The sequence below is a fragment of the Prosthecobacter gellanilyticus genome, from assembly GCF_007992435.1.
Lineage (GTDB): Bacteria > Verrucomicrobiota > Verrucomicrobiia > Verrucomicrobiales > Verrucomicrobiaceae > Prosthecobacter > Prosthecobacter gellanilyticus.
Genome location: NZ_BKAG01000029.1, coordinates 1 through 26,978, shown reverse-complemented (window position 1 = coordinate 26,978; position 26,978 = coordinate 1). Strand labels below are relative to the sequence as shown.

Here is a 26,978-nt window from a genome sequence, read left to right as displayed (position 1 = left end):
GGGCGCGGTCATGGAGACCAATAATAGTGGCAGGAATGCCGTGCGGTCAAGGACCGGTGTGACTTGCCTACGGCGATCTCATGTCGGGAACAAGCAACCCATTGACGGGCGCCCTGGACAAGGGCAGTCACTCCTCCCCTCATGACATCTTCTTTCCGCCAGAGAGCGCTTGCCGTCATCCTCCACAGCCTTTGCCTGATCGCGTGCATCCGCACCTTGCTGGCGGCTGCCCCGGATGTCACCCATCCTATCTCTGATCTCGCTCCTGTGGCTGTCGAGGCAGGTTTAGGCTTTTCATTGTCACCCAGCATCAGCGCAGACGTCACCACCTTCCGATGGAGCTTGAACGGACGGGCATTAGCAGCGCAAAAAGCAGCGTCCCTCTCTGTTGCCAGCGCCAGACCCGCCGATGCCGGCACTTATCAACTGAAGGTGGTCAATCAAAGCGGCGTTGTCTTCACGCGCGACTTCCAGGTCACCGTGTATGAGCGGATCAACAAAGTCATCCCACTGCGCTCTTCAGCCCCACTGGAACTGCCGACACGTTTTTGGGGAAAGGGATCTGTTTCATGGAGTGTGTATGATGACCCCGCCTTATACGCTGGCAGATTCCATCGGACACTCGTTCTGCTGTCGCCGGCCTGGTTTTTCGATTCGGCCTATTTAGTGCCCTCTGGCATGAATCCGTTCCCCCCGCTGACGGCAACATTAACCGTGGGGAGTGCCAGCATTGAAATCGCCCACTACGACCTTGAGGACCACCTCCCTCCAGAAATAGTGTCCGCGCCTTCAGGCATGTATACGCCCTCCACAGGCTACGGAGGAGTCGTCGTCGCGGCAGGCAGGAGCGATCCACCGGTCACATTTCGGGCCACCGGCCTGCCTCCAGGCACGTCTCTGGATGAGCAAGGATTCTGGATGGTCGACGATTTCAGGCCGGGGACATATCAAGTCACATGGACAGCTCAAAATGCGCTGGGAAGCAGCTCAAAGACCACCGTCATTCAGTTCGCCGAAGATCAACCCGGCGGCCCCTATCCGGAGCCAGGAACCTACTCTGGCTTGTTTGCGACCGGTCCTGGCGACTTCATCTATCAGGAGTCCGATTTCCCCTGTGGCTACCTGAAGGTCCAAGTTTTGGCCTCGGGCAGATACAGCGGACAGCTGCGCAGCAAAAAGGGTACCCTCCGCTTCAGCGGCACTTTCCGTCCTGACGAAGATGGCATCGTAGCACCCGTTCAAATTCCCGGCCTCGTGACAGGTGCATCGCTCAGCCTGAGCAAGGATGAGGACGGATTTATCCGCGCAACGATCACCGATGAGGGAGGAGCCGTGCCAACATCTGGCGGCGTGCTCTGGCCGGTCAAATCCCTCTCACGTGCGGAACAGAAACTGCATGTGGGAGATCATTCGGGCTTTTTCGACTTTCAAAGCGGTGGCTCGCCCGACAAGGGGCAGGGCTTCGGGACAAAGCATATCTCGGCCAACACCCACTCTGCCAACTTTTTCGGCACGCTCCCTGATGGCACTGGCTTCACGATAGGAACCGAGCTTGTTAAGCCCGGTCATAAGTATAGTCCAGCCTTCGGCCTGCCATGCTTCTACCACGCTTCTGCAAGCATGAGTACCCTCCTTGGCTTGGGCACGCCATCGGGATATTCCGCCTTTGTCTGGTTCCGCTTGCCCAATCCTCAATCGCGAGTGTTCCCGGAGGGCTTCAAAGCAATTTCCACCGCTTACTTTTACAAGAGACGGGCTCTTCGCCCCGGACAACTTTTGCTCACTGACACACCCGTCGGAAATCTAAACGCCCGCTTTGAGGCCAATCTGGACATGAAACCCTTTCTGAACCAGCCACTCACGCTGACCGCAGCCAGCACTGCGATCATACCGAAGCCTAATCTCTCCAAGCTGAAGATCGACATTTATGGTCCCACTGGCTTTTTCACCGGAAAGTTCGAATTTGACCCAGCCTCCGCCGGTGTCGGTCTCGGAGGAGCAAAACGCATGGTGTCCTTCCGTGGCATGATCATTCCAGGCATGAACTATGGTGCTGGTTTTTTCCTCACGGAAGTGCCCAGCAACAATCCATTGCCAGCTCCTCAATACCGAACTCTTTCAGGGGCGGTGAACATTTTTCAGAACCCTTGACGCTCAAGCGGCCAAGGTTTCGCGGTTATCGCTCTTCAGCGAGCATCGCTCCCCAAAAAGACCTCCAAGAGCCTGCGTGACAGTCGGAGTTCGTCGCGTAGAATCGGCTTCCATGTCTCTGCTGCGTGTCGAAAATCTCCAGGTCCACTTCCCGATCCGTTCGGGGCTGGGAAAGCGTGATGTCGTGAAGGCGGTGGACGGGGTGAGCTTCGAGATCCAGCCGGGGAAAACCCTGGGTCTGGTGGGGGAGAGCGGCAGTGGCAAGTCCACGGTCTCCCGGGCACTACTGAAACTGATCCTGCCGACCGGAGGCAAGGCACTCTACCAGGGCCAGGACATCCTGGCGATGTCTGAGGCGGCTTTCCGCCCGCTACGCAAGGAGATGCAGATGGTGTTTCAGGACCCCATCGGCTCCCTGAACCCGCGCATGACCATCGAATCCATCCTGGGCGAGCCGCAGGAGATTCATTTCAAGGATCGTGGCCGTGCGCAGCGTCGCGCTGCCTCTGCGGCACTTCTGAAGCGTGTGGGTCTGCCGGAGGATTCCCTGGCCCGTTACCCCCATGAGTTCAGTGGTGGTCAGAGACAGCGCATCGGCATCGCCCGTGCCTTGGCGGTGCAGCCGACCTTTCTGATCTGCGATGAGCCGGTGAGTGCCCTGGACGTGAGCGTGCAGGCCTCCATCCTGAACCTGCTGAAAGATCTGCAGACGGAGTTTGCTCTGACTTATCTTTTCATCGCCCATGACTTGGCAGTGGTGCGGCACATGAGTGATGATATCATTGTCATGAATCGTGGCATCATCGTTGAACACGGAAGTGCCGATGATGTCTGCGAACGTCCGCAGCACGACTACACTCGGAAGCTGCTGGCCTCCATTCCTGAGCTTGGCTAGCCCTTCCCTTTTCTTTTTCCTGTTTCATGACCCCGCTGTTCAAGAAGTTCCTCGGCATCAACTGGATCCTCATGCTCACCATGGTGGGTCTGCTGACCTTCGGCGTGTATGCGATCTTCAATGCGTCGTCGTTTCGAATCGATTCGCCTCTGAATCTGGACATGAAGTGGAAAGATCAGATCACCTGGGTGGGCCTGGGCGTTCCATTTCTCTTCATCGCCGCTCTGCTAGATTATAAATGGGTCCGCTGGGCCTGCATTCCTCTGTATCTGGGAGGCATAGCAAGCCTGGTGTATTTGGAAATCTTCGGTGTGGAGGTAAAGGGTAACAAGGCGTGGGTCGAGATCGCCGGACTTCGCATGCAGCCCTCGCAGATTGCCATCATGGCAGGCATTGTGATGCTGGCGGTGATCTTCGGTGAACTGCCTCGCATCTGGCCGGTGTTCCGTCGTCCCTGGCTACGCATCATCGTGGGCGGTCTCGCAGCGGCGATTCCAGCCGGCATGGTGATCAAGGAAGACCTTGGTTCCGGCCTTGTCTGGGGTCCGGTCTTCATCGCCATGCTGCTGGTGGGCAGCATCCCTTTCCGCTACATCATCTCCCTCATCCTGGGGACACTGTGCTTGATCCCCGTCATCTATTTCTTTGTGCTGAAGCCTTACCAGCAGGCTCGTATCGACACCTCATGGTATCTGCTCACCAATCAAATGGAGAAGGTGGACACAAGGGGTGACGGCTGGGTGCCAAATTATGTCCAGACCGCAGTAGCTTCAGCAGGATTTGAAGGCAAGGGGCCGCTTTCTGCCAAGGTGCCGGAGCAGCGAACGATCCACCGCATGTTCTTCCCCGAAGGCGAAGCACACAGTGACTTCATTTTCGGCGTCATCTGCGAGGAATTTGGCTTCCGTGGAGCGGTGCTCGTGCTGTCAGGAATCGCGCTCCTGCTGATTCAAGGAGTGTTTGTGGCCTTCTGTGCCCGCGACCAGGTCGGGAGGCTTCTCGTCGTCGGAGTGACAGCCATGTTCTTCGCCCACACCTTCCAAAACGCGGGCATGAATCTTTGCATGCTGCCGGTGATCGGTCTGCCGATGCCGTTCATCAGTTACGGGGGCACGTTCATGATCGTGACGCTGTTCCTGATGGGCATGATGCAGAGTGTGTGGGTGCACCGGAACATCTCCCCCGTGAAGAAGAAGGCCACCAGCGGCGGCGTTCGCGAGCTGGAGTTTGATGAAGAAGAGGAGGAGTAGTCGCAAAGTCGTGCAGGATTCAGCCCGCACTGGACTGCTCCACGGATGGACTTCTGCATTACCGACAACACGGAACGGCACTCACGCGCTGAAGCGCATGAGTACATTGTCCAAAGTAGTGCAGGGCTTTAGCCCGCACCCGTGCTGATCCACCCATCGACTTCCGAGCTGCTTGAGAACTCTGACGTTCCTCGATGTGCCAGGTACTCACGCGCTGAAGCGCATGAGTACTTTCTTCCTCAAGCCAGCACCGGCTCAGTCTGCTGCGCCAGGGTATGCGTGAAGGGACTGCTGGCGGCGAGGTTGTACTGGCGGATGGCCGTGGCCCAGAAGGGGGCGAGGTCAGAGTCACGCGCGGACCAGATGCGGTAGTGCACATCCGTCATGGTCTCGGTGTCGTGAATCATGGCCTTCATCTCTTGCGGGCTCAAGGAGGACGGCCCCTGCTTGATGAGGCGGTCGGCGATCTGGTCGAGATAGGCGCGTGACACGTCGATGCTCTTGCGGCGGCGCAGGAGGCTGACGTGGAGGCCGTTCACATACGGGTCCAGACAGACCTGGAGCAGGCCGTGGAACTTCTCGAGCTCAGGCGGCAGATGGATGCGGCCTTTGATCTCGGTGAGGTTGCTATTCATCGTGGACAACACCGTCGGGGGATCGGTTTCCTCAGGGGTGAGGAAGAGGCCGAAGCGCAGGCCGGAGCTCCTGCCCGAAACGAGAATGCCCACGGGAATGGAGATGAGCAAGGCACCGACGATGGGACTGATCCAGAGCAGGAATCCGTGCGAAACCATCCAGGCGATGACACCCCAGACCACGCCGATGGCCGTGATGGGCCAGAGATTGAAGAACACCTCGGCCCAGTCCACACCCCCATCAACTTTACGACGCTGGGTGACCCAGCGCACGCCTTTGCCCAGCACGGTGTAGACCACGAACTGGGAGTGGAAGATCATGAGCACGGGAGCCATGAGCGTGAAGACCACGGTGTCCGCCATGCTGCTCATGTAGGTCAGCATTCGGCCTTTGAGCGTCTTGTGCATGCGCCCGGTGATCATCTCATCCAGCAGGATGGCGAACTTCGGCAGGAAGATCAGCATGACGGTGACTCCGAGCAGGATCTGCATGGCCAGCACGGCCTGCGGATCGATGTGAGCCACCGGGGTGGCCGCCAGGAAGGTGGAGAAGACCAGGAAGAGCAGCCAGAGCAGGCTGCTGGCATAACTAAGGATGCCGTGAGCGAAATTGATCCGGCTCATGAAGTGCCAGCCCTTGGCAAACAGCAGCCAGAAGTGCTGCATGTTCCCCTGGCACCAGCGGCGGTCGCGCTTCAGCATGTCCACCAAGGTGGGCGGGCCTTCCTCATAGCTGCCGCGGTTCGTCGGCAGCAGGCGCACGGCATAACCAGCTTTGCGCATGAGAGCGGCCTCCACGAAGTCATGACTCAAAATATGGCCGCCGAAGGGTTCCTTGCCCGGCAGCGCGGGAAGCGCGCAGTATTTGATGAAGGGCTCCAGACGGATGATGGCGTTGTGGCCCCAGAAATTGGCCTCGCCGCACTGCCAGTAGTCCAGGCCGTCCATGAAGGGCAGGCCGTAGAGGCTCTGGGCAAACTGCATGACGCGGCCGAGCAGAGTTTCCGCGCCGATCTGTTTCGGAAAGGTCTGCAGGATGCCGATGCCTGGATTCTTCTCCATGATGCGCGTCATGCTGGTGAGCAGACTGCCGGACATGAGGCTGTCCGCATCCAGCACGATCATGTAGCGATAGCGCTTGCCCCAGCGGCGGCAGAAGTCGGAGACGTTGCCGCTCTTGCGGTTGATGGGCTTGCGGCGCTTGCGGTAGAAGATACGACCGAAGGCATTGAGCTGGCGGCAGAGCTCCAGCCAGGCGGTTTCCTCCTCGATCCACTGGCTCGTCTGGTTCGAGTCACTGAGGATGAAGATGTCAAAGTTCTTCGAGTGGCCGGTCTGCTCCAGGGAGAGGTAGATGGCGCGCAAACCTTCAAAGACACGCGTCACGTCCTCATTGAACACGGGCATGATGATGGCCGTGCTGGCGGTGATCTCCGACTCATGATCCTCCGGCTTCAAAGTGCGCCATAGGTTCAACGGATCCGGCTTGGGCCGGTTCATCAGCCACATGCCAAACATGGCCGTCCAGAAGCCGACATTGAGCTGGTAGTAAAGCGGCAGAAAAGTGGCCAGAAGCAGCCACTCCGCCTTTCTCATCCCCTGCTCTGCCAGGTAGGTGTACATGAGCCAGGTGCCCACGATGGTGCCCAGTCCCACAAACGAGAAGAAGGTGGCGCGGCGCATGCGCGCGATGCGCTTCGGCGGCATCCCGGCATTGAGATTGATATTGGCAGTCTGTGCTCCGACGACGCTCATGCGAGAAGATGGTAGAGGTAACCCAGCACACCACCAACGATGCCAAGGAGGATGGAGTAACGCAGAATCGGATGGCGGCCGAGACGATCAAAGGTGTCTTCCGCCACGTCCGAGACAATGCCCAGGTCCATGTTACGCGGGGTCATCTTGCTGACGCTCATGCCGGGGCCGGAGGTCCGGACGGCGGCGCGCATGGCCTCCCGCATGGCGTCAGGCAGATTGTCCTTGTCCAAAAAGAAGTTTGGCCAGCGGGCGGGACCGCCGCTGAGGTGGAAGCCCAGACGGCCGGTGGCCTCAAGCTGGGACTCGTTCAGGTTCATGTCGCTGTAGATCGCCGCCAGCCACTCGCGCAGCATCAGACGCGCCTGCTCGATGCTATGCGTCGTTGGGGTCCGGGAGGGATCCTTCTGGTGGGCCGTGGCGGCACGACGGAGGGTCTCCAGAATCAACTGGGTACGGCGAATGCGATTGTGGAGCTGGTAGGAACGAAAGTAGTCAGCGAGGCGCGCATAGGCCTCGTTCCACTGTTCCTCGGTGCCAGTCTCGGGGGCGAACTGAATGTTGACGGCTTCCATGAGTGCTCAACGCAGTGAGCGGCGCGGAGAATGCGCGGATTCAGCCCCTGGGGAAGTGGAAAATGGATTTTCTCTGAAAGAAGAGGAGCTCCGTGGCCGTGTGGAGCCCAAAAGTAGTGATGGGCTTTAGCCCGCACTTGGGCCGATCCACGGACGGACTTCCGCACTTCTCAAGGACTCGGCTATCCCTGGGTTTCACAGGTTCTCACGCGCTGAAGCGCATGAGTACTTTTCTCAGGCCGCCAGCTTCCTGGCCCGGGCGCCAGGCTCGTCCCGGTCCAGATAACCATCTTTCAAACGGATGATGCGGGTGCAGCGCTCCACCATGCGCTCGTCATGGGTCACGAAGACCAGGGTGCGCCCCTGGGCATTGAGATCGTCAAACATGGCCAGGATCTCCTGGCCGGACTTGCTGTCCAGATTCCCCGTGGCCTCATCCGCGAGGATGACGAGGGGGTTGTTGGAGAGTGCCCGGGCAATGGCCACGCGCTGCTGCTGGCCGCCGGAGAGTTCGGTGGGTTTATGCCCCAGGCGATGGCTGAGACCGACCTGACCTGCCAGCTTTTCAGCCACCTCACGCATCTTGGCATCCTCCGCGCCACCGTAGTACATGGGCACGGCGATGTTTTCGAGGACGGTGAGCTGCTGGATGAGGTTGTAACTCTGGAAGATGAAGCCGAGGTTGCGATTACGCGCCGCGGAGAGGTCATCGTCCTCCAGGGTGGCGACGTTCTGGCCACCGAGGAAATAGTCACCCGAGGTCGGCTGATCGAGGCAGCCCAGGAGGTTCAGCAGCGTGGACTTGCCGCAACCAGAAGGGCCCATGATGCAGACATACTCCCCTGGAAAAATGTCAAAGGAGATGCCCTGGAGCACATGACTGGTGATGTCCCCCATCTGGTAGGACTTCTTGATGTCCCGCAGGCTGATGATGGGCTCAGGCATGGATGATCCAGGAACGATGGGCTGAAGAAAATTGACGGAGCGTGAGATCAGCGAGCCGCCGTGGTGGGTGCTGGGGCGACCGCTGCCACCGCCTTGGCTTTGCCTTTACCCTTGCCCTTCGGCTCGGTGGGCTGCTCAGGATCCCCCGCAGGAGCACCATGGTTGCCAGGACGGGCTTCATCCGTCGCGGCTTTCTTCGGCAGGGAAAGAGCCACCTCTTCACCGGCATTCACACCGTCACGCACCTCGATGAACTCGTCATTGAAGACACCGGTCTTGATGGAGCGGCGCTCCAGCTTGGAGCCACTGCGGATGTAGCAGAAGTGCTGGTCCTGCTCGACCTCGACGGACTGCACCGGGACGAAGACAACGTCCGTCAGCTGATCCACCACGATCTCGACCTTGGCATTCATGCCGGGGCGAAGCCAGGGATAGGCTCCGTTGATGTGGACGCTGGCGGGATAGACCTTCAAGTTCGGCGTGAAGCGGCTGCTGGAGGAATCTGGCATGAGAGCCAGCTCAGCCACACGGCCTTCGAGGATCTTGCCGGGCTCGGCATCCACACGGATGAGGACGCTCTGGCCGATCTTCACCTTCTTCATCTGGGACTCATGCACCTTCACGCTGACGCCCATCTGGCTCATGTCCGGGATGGTGAGGATGGTCTGGCGCAGACGAATGGTGGCACCTTCCTCGATGCTGTTGCTGTAGTTGTAGGAGGCACCGGCATCCAGGTCACCGTAGGCCACCAGACCGGGCTGGGTGGCCTTGATGGTGCAGGCCTTGAGCTGATGCTCCAGGTCTTCACGCTGGGCCAGCTCCATGTCATAGCGGCGCTTCGAGGTCTGGAAGCGTGTCTCAGCCTGGGCCATCTTGGAACGGTTCGCACGGACGGTGCGCTCCAGCTTGGTCAGGCTTTCGCGATAGGCGGAGAGCAACAGGGCGCACTGCTTGGAAAACTCGTATTTCTTGAAGAGGTCGAGCTCGGTGGTGGCGGTCTTGCCGGCGAGAGTGACCTTCTCATGCGTGACTTGATCGTTTTCGAGCTGGGTCTTGGAGATAAAGCTGCGGGCTGCGAGGCGCTCAGAGGACTCCACCTTCTGCTTGGCCACGGCGAGCTCGGACTTGCGCAGGAGAAGCTCATCCTCAAGCTGACGCAATTTTTGTTGGGCCTCACCGTCACCGCCAGCCGCACCTTCGAGGAAGGGGGAGAAGTCCACACGGGTCTGCAGAGGTCTGGCCGTAAGCTTTTTCGCGGGAGCAGGAGTTCCAGGCTTGGCTTTGCCGCCGGCCGGAGCGGTGGACTTGGCCACGGCGGGGTCCACCGGAGTGTTCGCCTGGTTGTCCAGCATGACGGCATACTTGTCGAGCGACTCGACGGAGCTCGGCAGGCCAGCATCCTCAAGGAGCTTCGTCGTGAGATCACGGCCCAGGTACTTCTCAAAGTCCATGAGCGCAAAGGTGCTGTTCTCCTTCATGTCGCGGACCAGGCTCTGGTTCTCGCTCTTCTGGATCTCGCGGCCTTCGTCGGCGTCGATGTAATTCGAGACCGTGGTCTGGAACTCGATCTCGTGATTCTGGATGCGGGTCTTGATGTCCGTGCTGTCGAGTTCCACGAGCACCTTGCCGTCCTTGATGTCTTCCTCGTTCACGAGGTAACCTTCAGGGATGATGCTGAGGATCTTCGTGGGTGTTTCGATCTCGGATTTGACCTCGTAGTTCTGCAGGGCGCGGATTTCGCCGCCCTGAAGCACGGCTACCTGAAGAGGGCCGCGGGTGGCTGAGAATGTCGGCACGGTGGTGACTTCTTCGCCCCCCGGAGCCAGGAGCAGCCAAGCCGCAATGCCAATGAAAGCAGTGCCGCCCAAAGTCCATGTTTTCCAGTTTGCCTTCTTCTTCATGAGTTTCCTTGTGGCTTTTCTTGTTTTAAAACGTCTACCCAGCGGGCATCTTTCCGGATGAACAGCACCCCCATGTCCGTCCAAAGCTGGAGACGGGCGAGGTTGTGGTCAATCAGGGTGGAAATGACAAGGTCGCGGGCGACGATCAAACGGTCCTGAGATTCCACGATGTCACGAGCGGTGCCCTGCCCTTCGGCCATGAGCGCTTCCTCGATCTCCAGTCGCTTCTGGGACAGTTCCAGGCCCTTGACGGCCAGATCATACTGACGGCGGGCCACCAGCAGGGCACGCCAGTCACTGCGGATGGTGCTGCGCAACTCTTCCTCAGCGAGGTCCAGGGCACGGCGGGTGGCCTGCTCTGAGATCTGCGCGGCGCGGAGGTCATTGCGCTCTGGCAAGGTGTTCAGGTTGAGGTCGATATCCACGCCACCGAAGGCCTGACGCTGGCGGTGATTGAGGCCGAAGCCCGTGGTGCTGCCTCCCGTGGGAGTGCGGATGTCATAACCGGCGAGGGCATTCACCGTGGGGAGCGTGCTCTGGTGGGCGATCTTGACCCGGCGTTCGGTGTCATACACACGGTCACGCTGATTGAAGAGGTCCAGACGGGTGATCAGGGCCACGTCCATGAGCTGGTCCAGATTGCCTTCAGGGTCGATGACGCTCAGGTGTTTCAGCTCGTCATTATCCAGGACGATCTTTTCCGTCACTGGCAGGCCGAGGGAGATCTTCAGATCATCCAGCGCCTCTTCATAGGTCCGGATGGCGGAAATCCAGTTCCGCTCATAGGTGATGCTTCCCTGCTCGATCTGCTTGAGCTGGGACTGGGAACGAAGGTTGGCCTCTGCCAGAGCGCGATCACGCTCCAGGGAGCCGAGTGATGCCTTGTAAGCGATGAACCGGTTGCGGGTCTGCTCACGGGCCTGGATGGCGCGCAGGTACTGGCGCGTGATGTCCACCGCGAAGGTCTTCCGATACTGGGTGAAGTCGCGGATCTCATAGAGCACGTTACGCTCATCCTGACGCAGCGGCTCGGCAGCGACTAGAACCCCTGCCCCGCGAAGCAATGGCTGCGTGATGGACGCAGCAGCGCGGGAGTCGCTGACATGGCGCACGCCGCCGGTGAAGAAGCGGGTGAAGTCCGTGGTGAGATCCAGCGCCAGACGGGCTCCCGTCTTCATCAGGTAATCCACTCCCAGACCGCCATCCGAATCCAAGGTGGATGTGCGGACAAACTCGTTCACGCGGTTATGCACCTGCGTTTCGCGGTAAACGGAACCTCCATTGCCATCGGCGATCGGGCCGTACTGCTGGCGGGTTTCCGTGAGAGCCAGCGCGCTGAGATAGACACGCTCCTTGCGGCCGAGATACACGCGGTTGCGATGCACGGCGAACTCCAGCGCACCCGGCAGGCTCACCACACGGGCACCTTTTTCAACGAAGGCACGCTCACCCAGGAAGTCGGCGGTTTCAGACTGCTTGATCAAGACATCCAGCTTCGCCGGCCCAGGAGGGGTGATGCTCTGGAGGACATCATCATCAGCTCCAGCCACCAGCTGGGATTTCTTGCTCAGGATGCCAAACACCTGCTTGTCCGCCCATTTCTTGTAGAAGCCCTGGCTGCATCCGACCAGCAACACACTCAGAGCAGCCAAGGGCAGAACTGAGCGGGTAGTACGGGAGCAAAGCATGGTGTAAGAAGGGGTAGGAGAAACGGTACCGACCCTCTGCGCTCGGGAGGTTGCAAGCAGCGGTCAGTCAAGGAATTGGGGGGACGATTAATAAGCACGTCCGAAACAAATCTTTCAGCGAAGTGCTCTTTCTTCGTCACTTTTGAGTACTTTATTCACACCAAGCGCAATCCTTTGCGCATCAGCCACTCAATGGTCAGCAGCAGAATCACGGCGCCAAACCACCACCAGCTCGACCACAAAATGGTTTCCTTCACCGTAACCTGCTTGCGATCAATCGATTGAAGCAAGTTAGGAAGCTCCGTGGCAGCCTGCTCTTCACGCAGAAAACGGCCGCCGCTGGCATTGGCCATGGATTCAAGCAGCGGGCGGTTCATTGTGAGGGTGGCCCACTCCGGATTGCCGGCATCAGCCACCCGAAGCGTCAGCCGCAGGTCACTCTGAGGGGCGGAGGCGCTCTCAGCCACGGCGATCTCATAGGCACCGGCCTTCAGAGGCGGTGTCTGGGCACGATAGACACCGAAGTGCGTGGGGTCCGGCTCAAGCTGGAGGCTGGCCACTTCCTTGCCATCCAGCAGCACAAAGGCACGCGGCTCGGCATCACTCACAGGATCGCCCTTGGCATTGCGAACGCGGACGCGCAGTTCGCTCTGCTCTCCAGGAGTGTAGCGGAGGCGATCTGTACCGATGGAGAGAGTCTTGTCCTCCGCCTGGAAGGGTGGCGCGGCGATCCATGCGGCGATCTGCATCCAGAGACGCTGATGATAGAGATCCGCCACCTGATAGCGCCAGCGCCAGAGATCATCGGAAGCGAGATAGAGCACAGCCCCGGCACCGACTTGACGGAAGATCATCGCAGGAGTGCGGACATCACTCCCTGTCGCTTTCAGCTCGGCCAGGATCTGCGAACCTGGAAGCTCCTTCACCTGCGCAGCCCAGAGCATCTCGGGCATGGTTGGCCAGAGGGAGGCATTGGCGCTTGGGCTGTCACTCAGACGCAGGGCTGTCTGGCGCTCGCCTTCAGAAGCAAGCTGCCAGTTGTAGCCCTTCGCTTTGGCATTGTTAGGCGACCAGCTCACCGGAATGAGCGTGGATGACTTGCCCTTGGCCCAATCTTTGAGAGAACCGCGCACGCCATCGATCAGAACCAAGCCACCGCCGCGCTTTTCCACGAACTCCACCAGCCAGTCCAACTGAGCTGGAGAGAAGCGGGCGGAGGAAACATCACCTAACAAGACAAGGTCATAGCTGAGCAGTTCCTCGCGGGTCTTGGGGAAGTTTTTCTGGATGGCGCCATCCTCCGGCTTGTCCGAATAGTCGTCGAAGACGAGCTTCGCCTCCCAGCGCTCATCACGGTCAAAGTGGTTATGGATGTAGCGTGTCTCCCAGCGCGGACGGCCATCGAGGATCAGAGCCTTGCGCTTCTTCGTGAGCAGATGCAGCGCGACCTCACGGCTGTTGTTGGCGCGGGTCCGCTCAATGTTCGCGCGATCTCCCTGCACGGCCACCTGCACATTGAGCAGGCGCAGCGTTTTGTCGCGTTCCGTGGGCGGCGGCGCAGGCAGGTTTTTCACCGGGAACATGAAGTCAAAGCGGCGCTCGCCTTTGCCTTCGCCATTAAAGCTCAGCTCCCAAAGCAACTTCCCACCACTGCTGACACGAACCTGGGCGGGAGTACCATTGGGCAGCGAATCCTGAACCACGATGCGGCCTTGGAGGACCTCCTCGGAGAACACGGACTCGGCGGTGATCACATTCAAAACACTGACGTCCGGCGGCGGGACCTCTGTGCCGAATCCGACCGTGAAGATGGGCGTGTTCGCCTGCTTCATCGTGGCGGCAAACTCTTCAGGCGAGCCCGGGCCATTGTGCTGGCCGTCTGTGAGCACCACGAGCGCCGTGCCCGGTGTCGCGGGCCCGAGCGCATCACGCAAGACGCTGTCGAGATTGGTGATCGGAGCATCCGCCTGGGTTTGGAAGGCCTGCGGCATCTCCCCCGAGGTGTCCTTCCCCTGCTGGCGATACCACCATGCGCGCTGTGTCTGCTGGCCGCGCAGGAGCACCAGCTCCACATCCTGAGTTTCCGTGAGCTTCTTCAAAAGCGGTGTGTTGCCACCGAGGAGGATCTTTTCAGCCCGCGTGAGCCGCGAATCTGCAGAATGAACTTCCGAGTTCGTTTTCCTGGTGGCTTCTCCATCCTCACCCGGACCGAACTGGAAAGTTCGGTCTACGTCATCCTCCAGCTTCATGCTGGCGGAGGTATCCACCGCCAGCACCACGCGCCCGAGCTGACGCTGGGTGGTCTCCCGACGCAAGACGGGGCCTGAGAGTGCCAGGACGAGGATAAACACCGCAAGCGTGCGACATGCTGCCGGAACCCAGGCGAAACGTCCCGTCTGGAACTTCAGCTCACGGCGATAAAGCAACCACATCAATGCCGACAATCCGAACGCCAGCGCCCACACCGTGATGACTGAGTAGTCACCGGCGAAGCGGAGGGTGGTTTCGGTGGTGGGGTTCATTCAGGAAATCGAAGGGAGGGAAAATTGGGGCGAGAGACTAACAAAGGTTACTTCAAAAAATCATCCCCTGGCGATGCGCTGCTCAAGCAGCACCTCAAGGAACAACAGTGCCAGCAGGCCCATCAGGAAGGGCTGCCAGAGCTCGCTGCCATGGCGGCGGGTGCGGTCGACCTTTTGCCATGAGTCAAAGCTATCGACAAAGGAGGCATCGTGCCGTTTGGCGAGTTCCTGAACCTTGTCCGCGGCGAGCGGAGCGAGGTTCGACTCGGTGGGATCAAGATTGTAAGCGAGCAGGCGCGTCTCGGTGCCCTGCGTGAGCTTGTAGATGCCTGGTGCGGCGATGGGCTTGGACTCAAGCAGTGACTTGTCACCATCCGCCTTCACTTTGATCGTCTCCACCTGCCCCGTCGGGTCACGCAGGGTGTACTCCACGCCTACGCGCTCCTTGCCCATCACCACGCGCAGCGGCGCGCCGACCTGGTCCCAGGCGCTGATGGTGCTCTGCGTGGCCAGATAGGTGACGAGGCGCTGCATGAGCGGCACGAAGAAGGGCTGCAAAGGCAGGTTCGACCACTCCGCATCCGCCGAGGTTGCGGCAGCGATCACGCGACCGCGCTCGTTTGCCTTCTCGATGAACAGCGGCGTGCCGCGATCAAGCTGCATGATGGGCTTGGCATTCGGGCTGGCCTCAAACTCCCACCACGTCTGGAACTCCGCGTCCTGCAGGCGGCCGCCGCGCGCATCGTTGAAGTAGATCGTGGCCGGATGCGTGAGGCGCTGCTGGAGGATGCGCGCGGGAGCTGCACTGGTGGCATGTTGCAGCCCTTTGATGCCGACAGGAAAGAGACCTTCGCCCTTGCGGAAGAAGTCGCGGCCATACCAGTTGATGTCCGCATGTGGTCCGGCGAAGACGATGAGCCCGCCGCCTGCCTTCACGAATTTCTCGAGGTTCTGCAGGTTGCCGCGGAAGCGCTCCAGATCAGCCAGGATGATGACTTCCTTGCCCTTCATGTCCTCATCCCGCAGACGACGTGAGTCCACCTTCGTGGTGCGGATGAGGTCTTTGAGCGTGGCGCTGGCGGATTGATAGGGTGTGAGCGCCAGCTCCAGGAAGTCTGCAGCGCCGCCGAGAGGCTCATCACTCGGGTCACCATCCACGAGCAGAACATTCAATTGGTTACGCACCTGGACGATGGAATAGAAGGCATTGTCATCCGGGAAGCTGTCTCCCTCAATCCGGACGGCCAGGGAGTGATCCCCCACTTTATCAAAGGCATGCGTGAAGGCGATGATGGCCTCCCCCTCTGACGGCAAACTGACACGCGAGGTGCGCAGACGGGCACCGTCCGCCTCGAGATGCACTGCCACATCCTGCCAGGGACGTTTGCCATGGTTCTGGATGCGCACTCGCAGGCCCACGGGCTGCTGCTCTGCCACCACCAGCGCGGAGAGATCTGCGCTGGCGATGCTGAGGTTCTCCGAAAGATCACTGGCGAGGCGATAAAAGGTCACCTGAGGTTTCGGCTCCTGCTTGAGGAGCGCCTCCAAAGCCGGTAGCGGCGCACCGTCCGCCACGCTCTGCCAGTCACTGGCCTGGAAGTCTGACACAATGGCGAGTTCACGGGCGCCGCTGGTGGCTTTGGAAAGCGAAGCCGCGGCTGCCTGCAGCGCATCATTCACCTTCACCGGGCCGGACTGGGTCGGCACATCGGCGAGCTGCTTCGGCAGCAAATCAAGGGCCGTGGTCGATTGATCCAGGAGCTTGTGCGCATTCCCGCCTGCCAGCACGACCTGCACATCACTGCCCTTCGGCTGTGACTCCAGCATCCGTGTCATGTCCTGCCGAGCCCGGTCCGCTGGCGATCCACCGGCCGAAGGCGCACGCATGGAGAAAGAGTCATCCAGCAGCATGACGAGCGAGGTTTTGCCCAAACCAAAAGCGCGTAATGCCGTCAGCACGGGCTGCGCGAGGCAAAGCGCGAGGATGATGGGAATGGCGATGCGCACCGCGAGAAGCAGCCACTGCTCAATCTTCCACTTCCGTTTTCGCTGTTTCATCACCTCCTGCAGCAGATGCATGGCTCCCCAATGCACGATGTTCACCTTGCGCTTGTTCAGCAGGTGAATCAGGAGCGGGATGAGGAAGGCCGCAGCGCCCGCGAGGAGAATGGCGTTGAGGAAGGTCAACGGAGTGCGGGGAGAGGGGTTAAAAGTTCAAAGGTGCGCGAGGGTCTGACTCTCCATAGGGAGGCAAGAAACGTCACGAGACGAGGAGCGAGTCTTCCGCTCACCCAATAACCGCCTGCAAAGACGGCAACCATCAGCAGCCAGCCAACCACGACCTTCAAATCAACAAAGCCACCTCGACCGATGTTGTTCGCGATGACCAGTATCAGGGAAGAATATGGAAGGGCGAGAAGCCATGTGATCCGGCCAGCCAACACACACAGTTCGACGAGACGAAAGCCAGCGGGGAATTTAGGGAGCGCCAGCCTCCATTCGGGAGGTGATGATGCAACAGATTTCAGACGCCAGCCATCCAGGAGACTGTAGCCAAACATGAAATACATGAGTGGATACAGCACTTCCGTCGGACTCACAAAGCGCTGATCATTGAGGTTATGCCAGGCAGCCCAAACGCAAAAGCCAGCACTAAAAACAAGAAAAGCTGCCTGCAATGTCCATGCAGTGGCCTGAAGAGTCTGGAGGATGATCTTTTTCATCATCTCATTCTCAACGCCAGATAGCTCCTCAGCGCGGCGGAGTGGGGTTCGTCAGTCGGCAGAGGCAGGAAGTCGACCTGGTGTTTGCGAAAGCCCTCCTTCAATTGATCCTGGAAGGCATTGCGTACTTCCAGATAGCGCTGACGGACGGTGGCGGGATCCAGGAGGAGGAAGTCATCATCCTTTTCCAAGTTCTCAAAGCGTGACCACTGCCCAAAGGGGAACTCCAGCTCATCACGATCCCAAAGCTGGATGGCGATGATCTCATGCCCCTGCTTGCGCAACACGCCGATGGATTTCAGGATGGCGGCCGGATCATCAAAAAAATCGCTGATGATGATGACAAGGCCGCGACGCTTCAGACGCTGTGCGAGGGATTCGAGCACGGGAGCCAGGGTGGTTTCCTTGCCCGGTGTTGTCTTGATCATGGTCTCCAGCAGGTGATGGAGATGGGTGATCTTGGTGCGGTTGGGAATGAACTCGCGGATCTTGGTGTCAAAGGTGATCAGGCCCACGGCATCCTGCTGGCTCATGAGCAGGTAGGCCATGGCTGCTGCGAGCTTTCGCGCATAGTCATACTTCAGCACGCCCTTGGTGCCGCGATAGGCCATGCTGCCGCTGGCATCGAGGACCAGCGTGGCGCGCAGGTTCGTCTCCTCATCATACTCGCGGATGTAGAAGCGGTCCGCACGGCCAAAGATCTTCCAGTCGAGACGACGGATGTCATCCCCATGCACATAGGGGCGATGCTGGCGGAACTCGACACTAAAACCCTTGTGCGGCGAGGCATGGTGCCCCGTCGTGAAACCTTCCACCACTGTGCGAGCAAAGAGCTGCAAGTGTTGCAGACTTGTGATGTCTTCAGCGTGGAGGATGTCAGAGAGGGCGGCCATCAGGGAAAGTAACGGTAGATGTCCCGGCGATGCAGGCAGCGGAGAAAGACGAGGGTGTCGTTCTCAACCTCAAAGCCAGCACGGTAGTTGCCTAAACGCAGCCTGTAATAGCCAGGGTGCCCGCTCATCGCCTTGACCTGGGGAAGGCTGGAGAGAGAAGACGCCTGTTCGATTTTGAGGATCATTTTGCGCACACGATGCTCAAGCTCCGCATCACGCGTAGATTTCACATCCTTGAGAAACGCCTCGGTGAGTTCGAGCTTCACGAAGCAGAATTCAGACGTTTGAGGAACTCCTCCGAGGACATCCGGGGAGAATAGCGGACTTCATCCATCGCGCGTGCCAGGGCACCGTCCGTTGTTTCATCATCCCAGTCGCTTTGCAACTCGTCCAGATGCGCCTGAAAAGCCTCATTCACGGCCGAGCGGATGAGCGACTGAAGCTCCGCAGAATCAATGGTGATGGCACTCATGAGAAGGTGTTGGTTTGCATAAAAATCTATCACTTCACAGCACCTTCGCCGCGCCTTTCTTCACCTTCTGGATCAGTTCCTTGATGATCATGTCCACCGAGACGCCTTCGGCTTCGGCATGGAAGGTGGGGACGAGCCGGTGGCGCAGAGCAGGAAGGGCGAGAGCCTCGATATCATCTGTGGTCACATGGGTGCGGCCCTGAAGGAGGGCACGGACCTTGCCGGCGAGCACGAGCATCTGGCTGGCACGCGGACCGGCGCCCCAACCAAGCATCTCCTTCACATAAGGCAGGGCATCAGGTTCGTTCGGGCGGGTGGCGCGGACGAGATCCAGCACGAAGTCGGTCACATGATCCGGCACGGGCACCTTGCGGGCGAGCTGCTGGGCCGCGTGAAGCTCCTCGGCGGTGATCACAGCCTCAATCTCCTCCTGAACGCCGCCGGTGGTGCGGGCGACGATATCACGCTCCTCATCACGGCTGGGATAGTCCACCTTGATGAGGAAGAGGAAGCGGTCTTTCTGCGCCTCGGGCAGCGGGTAGGTGCCTTCCTGCTCGATGGGGTTCTGCGTGGCGAGCACGAAGAAGGGCTTTGGCAGCTCATAGGTTTCCTGGCCGACCGTGACGTGCTTTTCCTGCATGGCTTCCAGCAGGGCTGCCTGGGTCTTCGGGGGCGTACGGTTGATCTCGTCCGCGAGGATGATCTGGGAGAAGATGGGACCCTTCATGAAAACCAGCTTCCGGCGGCCGGTCTCGGCATCCTCCTGGATGATTTCCGTGCCGGTGATGTCCGCCGGCATGAGGTCCGGTGTGAACTGAATGCGGCGGAAGCTCAGATGCATGGCATCTGCCAGCGACTTCACGAGGAGAGTCTTGGCCAGGCCGGGCACGCCTTCCAGCAGGCTGTGGCCTCCGGCCGCCATGGCGATGAAGACCTGCTCAATCACGGCATCCTGACCGACAATGCGCTTGCTCAGAGCGGTTTTGAGTTTGTTGAAACCATTGACAAGGGCGGCGGCAGCAGCGGTATCGGACATGGGAAAAGGGGGAGCGGACGAAAAGAGAACGCGGAATGGGGTCCAGCGAGCAAAAAAGGAACGCGTGAACACGGCCAGTTAAGCAGGGTTCTTTCCAGAGATCACGGGGTTCTTTGCAAGGAACTTCAAATCCCCCGGCCAGGAGCTCTCCGCGACGGTCTTCATCCTACTTTAGGCGGAGGAGAGCGAATTTGCAGATGTCTATCTCCGCAGATGGGCCAGTTTCTCCTGCATCCGACATGCCAGCCGCCCTCTCCCGCTCGATTTCGATCCTTGGCACAGGGGTGGCCGTGCCCGGAAAAGTGCTGACGGCAGCGGCCCTGGACGAGCAGCTAGGCCTGCCTCCTGGCGAATCCGAACGCGTGACCGGCATCCGCCAGCGCCATGTCACAGTCGGTGAGACGGCCTCCCAACTGGCGGCCCAGGCCTGCCATGCGGCTTTGAAAACGGCTGGGGTGCGCTGGGAAGAGGTGGACTGCCTTGTCTGCGCCTCTGCCACGATGGACCAAGCCCTGCCCTACAATGCCGCCATGCTGCATGCGGAGCTGGGAGAGCACCCGAAGCGCATCACCACCCTAGATGTAGGCGCCAGCTGCCTGTCCTTCCTGCAGGCCGTGGACCTAACCAGCTTTGCTCTGGAGGCGGGGCGGTTTGAAACCGTGCTGATCGCTTCCGCGGACATCTCCACCTTCACCACGGATCACCGCAGTCTGCGCGATAACGGCATCTTTGGCGATGGTGCGGCAGCAGCGGTGCTGCGGCGCACGCCAATAGGTAGCTCAGCACGCATCCTGGCAAGTCGCAGCATCACCTTGCCTGAGGGCGCGGATCTATGTCAGATCCGTTCCGGTGGCTCACGCTGGCATCGCCGAGGTTTTCCAGAGCATTCTGAGGCTCTCTTTGAAATGAAGGGCAAGCAGCTCTTCGCTCTCGTGGGGAGACATCTCCCTGCGTTTGTGGATGATTTGTTAGCCGAGGCCGGAGTCGATAAAAAAGACATCAGCCTGCTCATCCCGCATCAGGCCAGCCGGCAGGCCCTGGACCATGTGGCGAAGATGCTGGGCTTTGATGATGGCCGCATGGTGGATGTGTTTGGTGAGTTCGGGAATCAGGTCGGCGCTTCGCTGCCCACAGCACTGCACTTCGCCATTCAGCGCCATGGTTTGCAGCGTGGTCAAAAGGCGCTGCTGCTGGGCTCAGGGGCTGGAGTGAGCGTGGGTGGCATTGTCTTCGAGTATTAATCCACCACTAAACATGCTCACCACGCGCCTGAAATTTGATCTGCTGAAGGTGGGCCATTGCCAGCATCCGGAATGCGCCGCGCTGCGCGGGGGCAGCCGACGGGCGATCGACTTCCCTGCCCTGGTGGGGCTCATCGAGCATCCGCAGCATGGGCTGATGCTGTATGACACGGGCTACTCACGGCACTTCCATGAAGCCACGCGGAGCTTTCCAGAGTGCCTGTATCGCATGGTCACGCCGGTGCAGCTGCCGCCGGAGGATGAACTGCTGAACCAGCTCGAAGCGCGTCGTCTCTCGCCTTCGGACATCGAGACGATCTTCATCTCCCACTTCCATGCGGATCATGTGGCTGGCCTGCGAGACTTTCCGAAAGCGCGATTCATCGCCACCTCGGCAGAGCGGCGTCTTGTGGAGAGCAAAGGCCGCATCGGACGTCTGCGCCGGGCTTATCTGCGTGACCTGCTTCCGGCTGACATGGACCAGCGCATAACCCTGGCTGAAAACACACCTTCGGTTAGGCTTTCGCAGGACTGGCAACCCTTCAGCGCTGCGCATGATCTGCTCGGTGATGTCAGCATGCTTGGCATTGATCTTCCAGGGCACACCGCCTCACAACTCGGCTTGATGTTTGCCGTGGAGGGTGAAAGCGCGCCTATCTTCCTCGTCGGAGATGCCTGCTGGAAGATCGAGGGACTGAACGAAGACCGCCCGCCCTCACGCCTGGCCTACAATCTGTTTCACGACACGAAGAGCTATAACGACACCTTCGCGAAGCTGCGGCAGCTTCATCTTTCGGCGGCAGCGCCCATCATCATTCCGTCCCACTGCTCAACTCTCTGGAAGCAACGGGGTGGCACACGACACATCCATCGTGATTGAGCCGCTCCACATCCTCTGGCACTTCGTTCGCACCCGCTGGCTGCCTTCGCGGTGTCCGCATCTTAAGCTGCGGCGCTTTCTTGAAGAGACTGTGCGCGAGTGTCGGCACTACCAGGGACTGAAGCCAGAGTTGGAAGCCTTTCCCATCGTGTCGAAGCGGGACTACCTCTCCCACTTCGCTCCATTGAACCGGCATGGCATCACTCTCGAAGAGGCAACTTCGGTGGCTCTGCGTGCCGAAAAGGAGCGCGACTTCAAACCGCAGCTCCCCAAAGGTATAACTATCGGTTTGTCATCAGGAACCTCAGGAGCCAGACATGTGTTTCTCGTCGGACCCGAGGACCGCTGCCGCTGGGCCGGACAGATGCTGGCGCGGATGCTTTCCACACGCTCACTGCAGCAGCTGGCGAATCCATTTCGTGCAGCGCTTCGCATCGCGTTCTTCTTGAGGGCGAACAGCAATCTCTACACGACCTTGCGCAGTCGTCGTGTGCAGTTCAGTTATTACGACCTCACACGGCCCTTCGCTTCACTGCTGGACGAACTAACGAAACAGCAGCCGCACATCCTGGTGGCTCCAGCGACGGTGCTGGCGGAGATCGCGAGGCAGAGTCAGAGTCACTCGGCAGCCTTTTCAGATCTTCAGCAAATCATCTCCGTGGCGGAGGTGCTCGACTCACGAGATCGATCACTGATTGAGGAAGCTTTTCATCTACCGGTGGAGCAGATCTATCAAGCAACCGAGGGCTTCCTGGGGGCCACCTGCCGTCATGGACGAATCCATCTGAATGAAGATGATCTGCACATCGAGAAGCAGTGGCTGGATGAGAGGCGTGACCGCTTCGAGCCTGTCATCACGGACTTCTCACGGCGCACGCAGTGGTTTGTGCGGCATCGTCTGACCGACATCCTTCGTCCAGCCAAAGGTCCCTGCCCTTGTGGCAGCACGACGACGAGCCTGGACAGCATCGAAGGCCGTGCCGAGGAGGTGCTGTGGTGCCGTGATGCCGCGGGCAAGCCACAGCCAGTGTTCCCGGATGTCCTGAGGCAAGCGCTCTACAGTATTCCGCAGGCCCTGGATCTTTACCGCATCGAGCAACATGGCGAGGAGTGGCGTATTCATCTGCGTGACTCCACACCTGTGATCGAGACGGCGGTTCGTGATGCTCTCACTCGAATCATTCATGGGTTGAAACTGTCTCCACCGATCCTGCGCTTTTTACCCTGGACGGATCAGCCGCCCGAGGAGAAGCAAAAGCGTCTCCGCTGCATCACTCCCCTGTCATGAATCCCACGCGAATCCTTATCACCGGTGCCTCGGGCTTTGTCGGCAGCTCTTTCTGCCGGCGCTTTGCTGCGCGTGAGGACCTGGAGATTCGTGGCATCGGCCGCAGGGCCACGGATCTGCCGAACTACATTCGCGCGGATCTCACCCACCCCTTGAAGCTCGACTGGCAGCCGGACGTGGTCATCCATGCGGCGGCACGCTCATCTCCCTGGGGGAGCTTGAAGGAGTTCAGGAAGCAGAATGTGGAGGTCACTCAAAACGTCATCCACTTCTGCGAAGCGCGGAAGGTGCCGCGGCTGGTCTACATCTCCTCCAGCTCCGTCTTTTACCGGGAGGCTGACCAGCTCGGCATGACGGAAGAGAGCCCGATCGGTCCCGACTTCGTCAACCACTACGCCCGAACCAAATATGAAGGCGAGGAACTTGTGCGCCAGTTTTCCGCCTCAAGCTGCGTGCTGCGGCCCAGGGCCGTGTTTGGGGCCGGAGACACGGTCTTGTTTCCACGCATTCTAAAGGCGGCGCAGCAGGGCAAGATGGCCTTCATCAGCCGGCCTGGAGAGCCGCCAGCCATCGGTGATTTGATTCACATCGACTCCCTATGCGACTACATGCTGCGCGCCGCACTGGACACCAGCGTCACTGGCAGCTTCAACCTAACGAACGATGATCCTGTGGAGCTTCAGGCCTTCCTGCGACGCATCTTTGCCGAGCTGGGATTACCCGAGACCAGGCGCAGCATTCCGAGAGACAAGGCCATGCTCATCGGAACGATCATCGAAAACGTCTTCAAGCTGCTCATCCCCTGGAAGGAGCCGCCGATCACGCGCTTCGGTGTGGGGGTGCTGGGTTACAGCAAGACCTTCGATGTCCGCAAAAGCCTGGGTGTGCTTGGCCCGCCGTCCGTCAGCATCGAGGATGGCCTGCGCAGCTTCATCGACTGGCAAAAACCGCTTCTCGCCGCATGAGTCTTTTCGTCACTCTCATCTCGATCTACGCCGTGTCGTTGTTGTTGAGGCGCTGGCTTGCGCTTTCCTATGCAGAGAGCCTGCCACCGCTGCCCACGCAGCCCTTGCCGCCAGAGACGTTGACCATCGCGCAGGCGATCCTCAGTGGTGATCCGCTGCTGCAGTCACGGCTGGAGGCCAATCTAACCACCTTTCCCGATCAGCACTTCATCTGGCTCATTGATGAAAGCGATGACGAGGCGCGGCGCATCGCGCAGAGTGTGAAGCACGCACATTTAAGGGTTGAGCTATGTCCTCCGTGCCCAGACGCGACGAACCCGAAACTGTGGAAGCTGGAGATTGCGACGAGGCTGGTGAAGACGCCCTATTTTGCGGTGATCGATGATGACACCACTCTCCCAACTTCCAGTGCGGCAGCGCTGGTCGAAGCTGCGAAGAGCTGCACCGTGGCAACTGGCCTGCCCTGCTATCAAGACAGTGGCGATGTGTCTTCAGGCTTGCTCGCGCAGTTCGTGAACAACAATTCTGTCTTCACCTACCTGGGCACCTCGCGACTGCTGCCGCCATTCACCCTGAATGGCATGGGCTATGTCATGCGGACGGAGGAGCTGGAGCGCATCGAGCACTTCAAGCCGATCCTTCATGAACTGACGGATGATCTCGCTCTTGCCACGCTCGTGCTGAAGCTCGGAGGCAGCATTCACCAGTCGCAGGCACCTCTGCACGTGCGCACGGGAGTGCGTGATCTGAGCCACTACTTCCAGATGATGCATCGCTGGTATGTTTTCACTTTGCTGCTGATCAAGCGGCAGTCGATCTCGACGCAGGCAATCATCTTCCTGCTTCACGGGCTGCCGCCCATTTTGCTGACGAGCACCGTGATGCTCGGGGTGGCCGGCGGAGAGTTCGGCGTACGGTTTCTAGCGGTGCTGGTCACACTGCTCACCATGAGACTGCACCTGTTCCTGATGCTTCTCCTGTTTCCCGTCCTCACCGTCCTCCTGGCCTATTTCTTCACACATGACCGCACGGCCACTGTGCTCCTCCTGGTTTTGGGGATGCGAGAAATCGTCACTCGAGAGATGCAGAAGAAGTTCTTTGGCATGCCGCTCATCAGGCCCGTGGTCTCAGTGCTCTCAGAGCTCATCCAGCCAGTCCATCTCGTTCATGCCCTGGCCATCCGCACCATTCGCTGGAGGACCCGGCTCTACAAGGTGCGGGACACGCATGGCTTCTCCGCTGTATGAACTTCATCGCGGGATTCATCACCGGGCATAGCGTGCCTGGATGCACCGGGCTCTCGCGGGAGCAGGTGGACTTTCAGCGCAGGTCGGAGATCCCGCCCGAGTGCTGGCTGCCGCACAACTTTCCCTGGCATGAGACTTTTCCTTTTCCCGAGCCGTTTCGGCTGCTCTCCGCGAGCGTGAACAATGTGCGGCACTATCTCCGCTCACGAAAGGCGGTCTTTGCGGAGCAGCACCGCGAGGCGGTGACTCAACTCCTCACGCCGTATGACGCCGTGCTGCTGCTCGCGGGAAGCTGTGGTCTGGAACTTTTCAACAACCTGGAGCTACCTAACGAACTACGCGGCAAGATTCACATTTTCGCCTATGGGCCGGTTTCACGCCGATTGCCGAAGGCTGCATCTCATCTGCTCGTGCAAGGCAGGCATGACTGGCTCTCGCGATTCTACCATCCCAGGGCGGATCATCGCTATCCATGCCCGCACATGGGCTATCTGGAGGCGCCGGAGACCCGGCGATTGCTGAACGAGTATTATCAACGGATTCTGCATTCATGAGCCGTCGAAAGATCTTCCTCATCGCGCCACCTTTCAGCGGGCACCTGCATCCGCTGCTGGGGATCGGTGAGGCGCTGCGCGAGATCGCTGATGTCAGGGTGCTGAGCACTCCAGGCGCAGCGAGGGCATGCCAGCTGCCTTTTCACCCCATCCTGCCGCAGCATGAGCAGTCCGTGTGGGCGATCGCGGAGCCCGGGAAGGATGTGAAGAGCAATCCACTGCTGCTGTATCGTCAGCTCAAGGCCAACATCGCCTTGCTCGGTGATCTGAAGGCGGAGCTGGAAGCACTTTTTTGCCAGGAGAAGCCTGATCTGATCATCGCGGATTTCACAGTGCCGGTGGCCGGCATTGTGGCGGGAGAGATGGGGATCGAATGGTGGACCACGGTGCCATCTCCCTGCGTTTTTGAGACAGTGGATGGACCGCCATCTTACTTTGGCGGGCTTGCACCGGCCGAGACATCACTGCAGGAGCTGAAACATGCCCTGATGCGAAAGGCCACACGCGTCTTCAAAAGAAGCATGCATCTGCTTTTCCGGCGTGAACTGCAGGCCATTGGCTTTCCTGCGATCTACCGCAGCGATGGATCTGAGGCGGTGTATTCACCACACCGCACGTTTGGTCTTGGGATTCCAGAGATTGAGTTTCCACGCACTTATCCGCAGCATTTTGAATTTACGGGGCCTGTGCTCTACACACCTCCAGACGATGTGCATGATCCTGTGTTTGCCACGGATGGCCGTCCTCAAATTCTGATCACGCTAGGCACTCATCTTCCTCATGCAAAAGCTGGGATGGCCCAGACGATGCGGGAGATCGCTTCCCGGCATCCGGAGATCATGTTTCATTTCACGCATGGCAGCCGGAAGGCGAAGTTGCTGCCGGGCACGGAGAATTTTCACGAGTATCACCTGGTCTCTTATGTCAGGCATGTGGCGAAGTATGACCTCGTCATTCATCACGCAGGCACGGGCATATTAAATCACTGCCTGAGGCATGGGATACCGGCAGTCGTGATGCCGCTGGATTACGATCAGTTTGATTATGCGACGCGTCTTGTTGAGCATGGCCTGGCCTTGCGTGCGCGCAGCCATGCGGACATTGAAGCGGTGCTGCTCCAGGCGCTGGCAGATGATGCCCTGAAGGCACGATGCCAGGCTTTGAAAGTGATCCATGCCGAGCAGGATGGCGCGCAGTATATCAGCGGCCTTGTGGCGGCCATGGCCTGATGATTTGGCGACCCCTACGAGAATCGAACTCGTGTCGCATCCGTGAAAGGGATGTGTCCTAACCGCTAGACGAAGGGGTCGTGCTCTTTGAGCTTCAGCGCTGGTGGCTGTACATAAAAAACCCCTCTCTTGT

At 59.4% G+C, this 26,978-nt stretch carries 22 protein-coding genes and 1 tRNA gene; 10 read left to right on the top strand and 13 right to left on the bottom strand.

What is annotated here, in order from left to right:
* The first annotated feature begins 216 nt into the window (after window positions 1-216).
* From BGE01nite_RS18190 to BGE01nite_RS18180, 3 genes are all read left to right on the top strand, one after another.
* A complete protein-coding gene (locus tag BGE01nite_RS18190; RefSeq protein WP_170266869.1) occupies window positions 217-2,151 on the top strand; it encodes an immunoglobulin domain-containing protein in 1,935 nt (644 codons plus the stop codon).
* 112 nt (window positions 2,152-2,263) lie between these two features.
* Entirely contained in the window at window positions 2,264-3,046 is a 783-nt protein-coding gene (locus BGE01nite_RS18185) for an ABC transporter ATP-binding protein (protein ID WP_146852254.1), read from the top strand.
* Between the two features lie 26 nt (window positions 3,047-3,072).
* Window positions 3,073-4,296, top strand: coding sequence for an FtsW/RodA/SpoVE family cell cycle protein (locus BGE01nite_RS18180; RefSeq protein ID WP_146852252.1), 1,224 nt, complete (start codon window positions 3,073-3,075; stop codon window positions 4,294-4,296).
* Between the two features lie 239 nt (window positions 4,297-4,535).
* Here BGE01nite_RS18180 and mdoH read toward each other — a convergent pair whose 3' ends face one another.
* The 12 genes from mdoH to BGE01nite_RS18120 form a co-directional block, all read right to left on the bottom strand.
* Window positions 4,536-6,686, bottom strand: coding sequence for a glucans biosynthesis glucosyltransferase MdoH (gene mdoH, locus BGE01nite_RS18175; protein ID WP_146852250.1), 2,151 nt, complete (start codon window positions 6,684-6,686; stop codon window positions 4,536-4,538).
* Complete coding sequence (locus tag BGE01nite_RS18170) at window positions 6,683-7,261, bottom strand: hypothetical protein (RefSeq protein WP_146852248.1); 579 nt, start codon at window positions 7,259-7,261, stop codon at window positions 6,683-6,685. The genes mdoH and BGE01nite_RS18170 overlap by 4 nt, the downstream gene beginning before the upstream one ends.
* Before the next feature lie 234 nt (window positions 7,262-7,495).
* Complete coding sequence (locus BGE01nite_RS18165; protein WP_146852246.1) at window positions 7,496-8,206, bottom strand: ABC transporter ATP-binding protein; 711 nt, start codon at window positions 8,204-8,206, stop codon at window positions 7,496-7,498.
* 47 nt (window positions 8,207-8,253) lie between these two features.
* Entirely contained in the window at window positions 8,254-10,107 is a 1,854-nt protein-coding gene (locus BGE01nite_RS18160) for an efflux RND transporter periplasmic adaptor subunit (protein ID WP_146852244.1), read from the bottom strand.
* The gene (locus BGE01nite_RS18155; RefSeq protein WP_218033031.1) at window positions 10,104-11,759 is read right to left on the bottom strand and encodes a TolC family protein; all 1,656 of its coding nucleotides are present in this window, start codon (window positions 11,757-11,759) and stop codon (window positions 10,104-10,106) included. Before BGE01nite_RS18155 ends, BGE01nite_RS18160 begins: the two co-directional genes overlap by 4 nt.
* Before the next feature lie 191 nt (window positions 11,760-11,950).
* A complete protein-coding gene (locus BGE01nite_RS18150; RefSeq protein ID WP_146852241.1) occupies window positions 11,951-14,317 on the bottom strand; it encodes a VWA domain-containing protein in 2,367 nt (788 codons plus the stop codon).
* Window positions 14,318-14,377: 60 nt separating this feature from the next.
* On the bottom strand, window positions 14,378-16,504 hold the full coding sequence (locus tag BGE01nite_RS18145) for a BatA domain-containing protein (RefSeq protein ID WP_146852239.1): 2,127 nt from the start codon (window positions 16,502-16,504) through the stop codon (window positions 14,378-14,380).
* Window positions 16,501-17,043 (bottom strand): hypothetical protein, encoded by a 543-nt coding sequence (locus BGE01nite_RS18140; protein ID WP_146852237.1) that lies wholly within the window; start codon window positions 17,041-17,043, stop codon window positions 16,501-16,503. The genes BGE01nite_RS18145 and BGE01nite_RS18140 overlap by 4 nt, the downstream gene beginning before the upstream one ends.
* Window positions 17,040-17,933, bottom strand: coding sequence for a DUF58 domain-containing protein (locus BGE01nite_RS18135; protein WP_146852235.1), 894 nt, complete (start codon window positions 17,931-17,933; stop codon window positions 17,040-17,042). The genes BGE01nite_RS18140 and BGE01nite_RS18135 overlap by 4 nt, the downstream gene beginning before the upstream one ends.
* Window positions 17,933-18,199: a type II toxin-antitoxin system RelE family toxin gene (locus BGE01nite_RS18130; RefSeq protein WP_146852233.1), complete on the bottom strand. Its 267-nt coding sequence runs from the start codon at window positions 18,197-18,199 to the stop codon at window positions 17,933-17,935. The genes BGE01nite_RS18135 and BGE01nite_RS18130 overlap by 1 nt, the downstream gene beginning before the upstream one ends.
* A complete protein-coding gene (locus tag BGE01nite_RS18125) occupies window positions 18,196-18,405 on the bottom strand; it encodes a hypothetical protein (protein ID WP_146852231.1) in 210 nt (69 codons plus the stop codon). Before BGE01nite_RS18125 ends, BGE01nite_RS18130 begins: the two co-directional genes overlap by 4 nt.
* A 34-nt stretch (window positions 18,406-18,439) precedes the next feature.
* Window positions 18,440-19,441, bottom strand: coding sequence for an AAA family ATPase (locus tag BGE01nite_RS18120; protein ID WP_146852229.1), 1,002 nt, complete (start codon window positions 19,439-19,441; stop codon window positions 18,440-18,442).
* A gap of 239 nt (window positions 19,442-19,680) precedes the next feature.
* Here BGE01nite_RS18120 and BGE01nite_RS18115 point away from each other — a divergent pair, with 239 nt between their 5' ends.
* Genes BGE01nite_RS18115 through BGE01nite_RS18085 form a run of 7 tightly spaced genes read left to right on the top strand, consistent with a single transcriptional unit; the run spans window position 19,681 to window position 26,845 of the window.
* Window positions 19,681-20,682, top strand: coding sequence for a 3-oxoacyl-[acyl-carrier-protein] synthase III C-terminal domain-containing protein (locus BGE01nite_RS18115; protein WP_146852227.1), 1,002 nt, complete (start codon window positions 19,681-19,683; stop codon window positions 20,680-20,682).
* Window positions 20,683-20,695: 13 nt separating this feature from the next.
* Window positions 20,696-21,562 (top strand): MBL fold metallo-hydrolase, encoded by an 867-nt coding sequence (locus BGE01nite_RS18110; protein ID WP_146852225.1) that lies wholly within the window; start codon window positions 20,696-20,698, stop codon window positions 21,560-21,562.
* A complete protein-coding gene (locus tag BGE01nite_RS18105; RefSeq protein WP_170266868.1) occupies window positions 21,555-22,850 on the top strand; it encodes a F390 synthetase-related protein in 1,296 nt (431 codons plus the stop codon). Before BGE01nite_RS18110 ends, BGE01nite_RS18105 begins: the two co-directional genes overlap by 8 nt.
* On the top strand, window positions 22,847-23,815 hold the full coding sequence (locus BGE01nite_RS18100; RefSeq protein ID WP_146852221.1) for an NAD-dependent epimerase/dehydratase family protein: 969 nt from the start codon (window positions 22,847-22,849) through the stop codon (window positions 23,813-23,815). Before BGE01nite_RS18105 ends, BGE01nite_RS18100 begins: the two co-directional genes overlap by 4 nt.
* Entirely contained in the window at window positions 23,812-25,062 is a 1,251-nt protein-coding gene (locus tag BGE01nite_RS18095) for a glycosyltransferase (protein ID WP_146852219.1), read from the top strand. The genes BGE01nite_RS18100 and BGE01nite_RS18095 overlap by 4 nt, the downstream gene beginning before the upstream one ends.
* On the top strand, window positions 25,059-25,616 hold the full coding sequence (locus BGE01nite_RS18090; RefSeq protein WP_146852217.1) for a hypothetical protein: 558 nt from the start codon (window positions 25,059-25,061) through the stop codon (window positions 25,614-25,616). Before BGE01nite_RS18095 ends, BGE01nite_RS18090 begins: the two co-directional genes overlap by 4 nt.
* Window positions 25,613-26,845, top strand: coding sequence for a glycosyltransferase (locus tag BGE01nite_RS18085; protein ID WP_170266867.1), 1,233 nt, complete (start codon window positions 25,613-25,615; stop codon window positions 26,843-26,845). Before BGE01nite_RS18090 ends, BGE01nite_RS18085 begins: the two co-directional genes overlap by 4 nt.
* Window positions 26,846-26,850: 5 nt before the next feature.
* On the opposite strand, the gene BGE01nite_RS18080 is transcribed toward BGE01nite_RS18085, so the two are convergent.
* Window positions 26,851-26,925: transfer RNA gene (locus BGE01nite_RS18080), tRNA-Glu, on the bottom strand.
* Window positions 26,926-26,978: the final 53 nt, after the last annotated feature.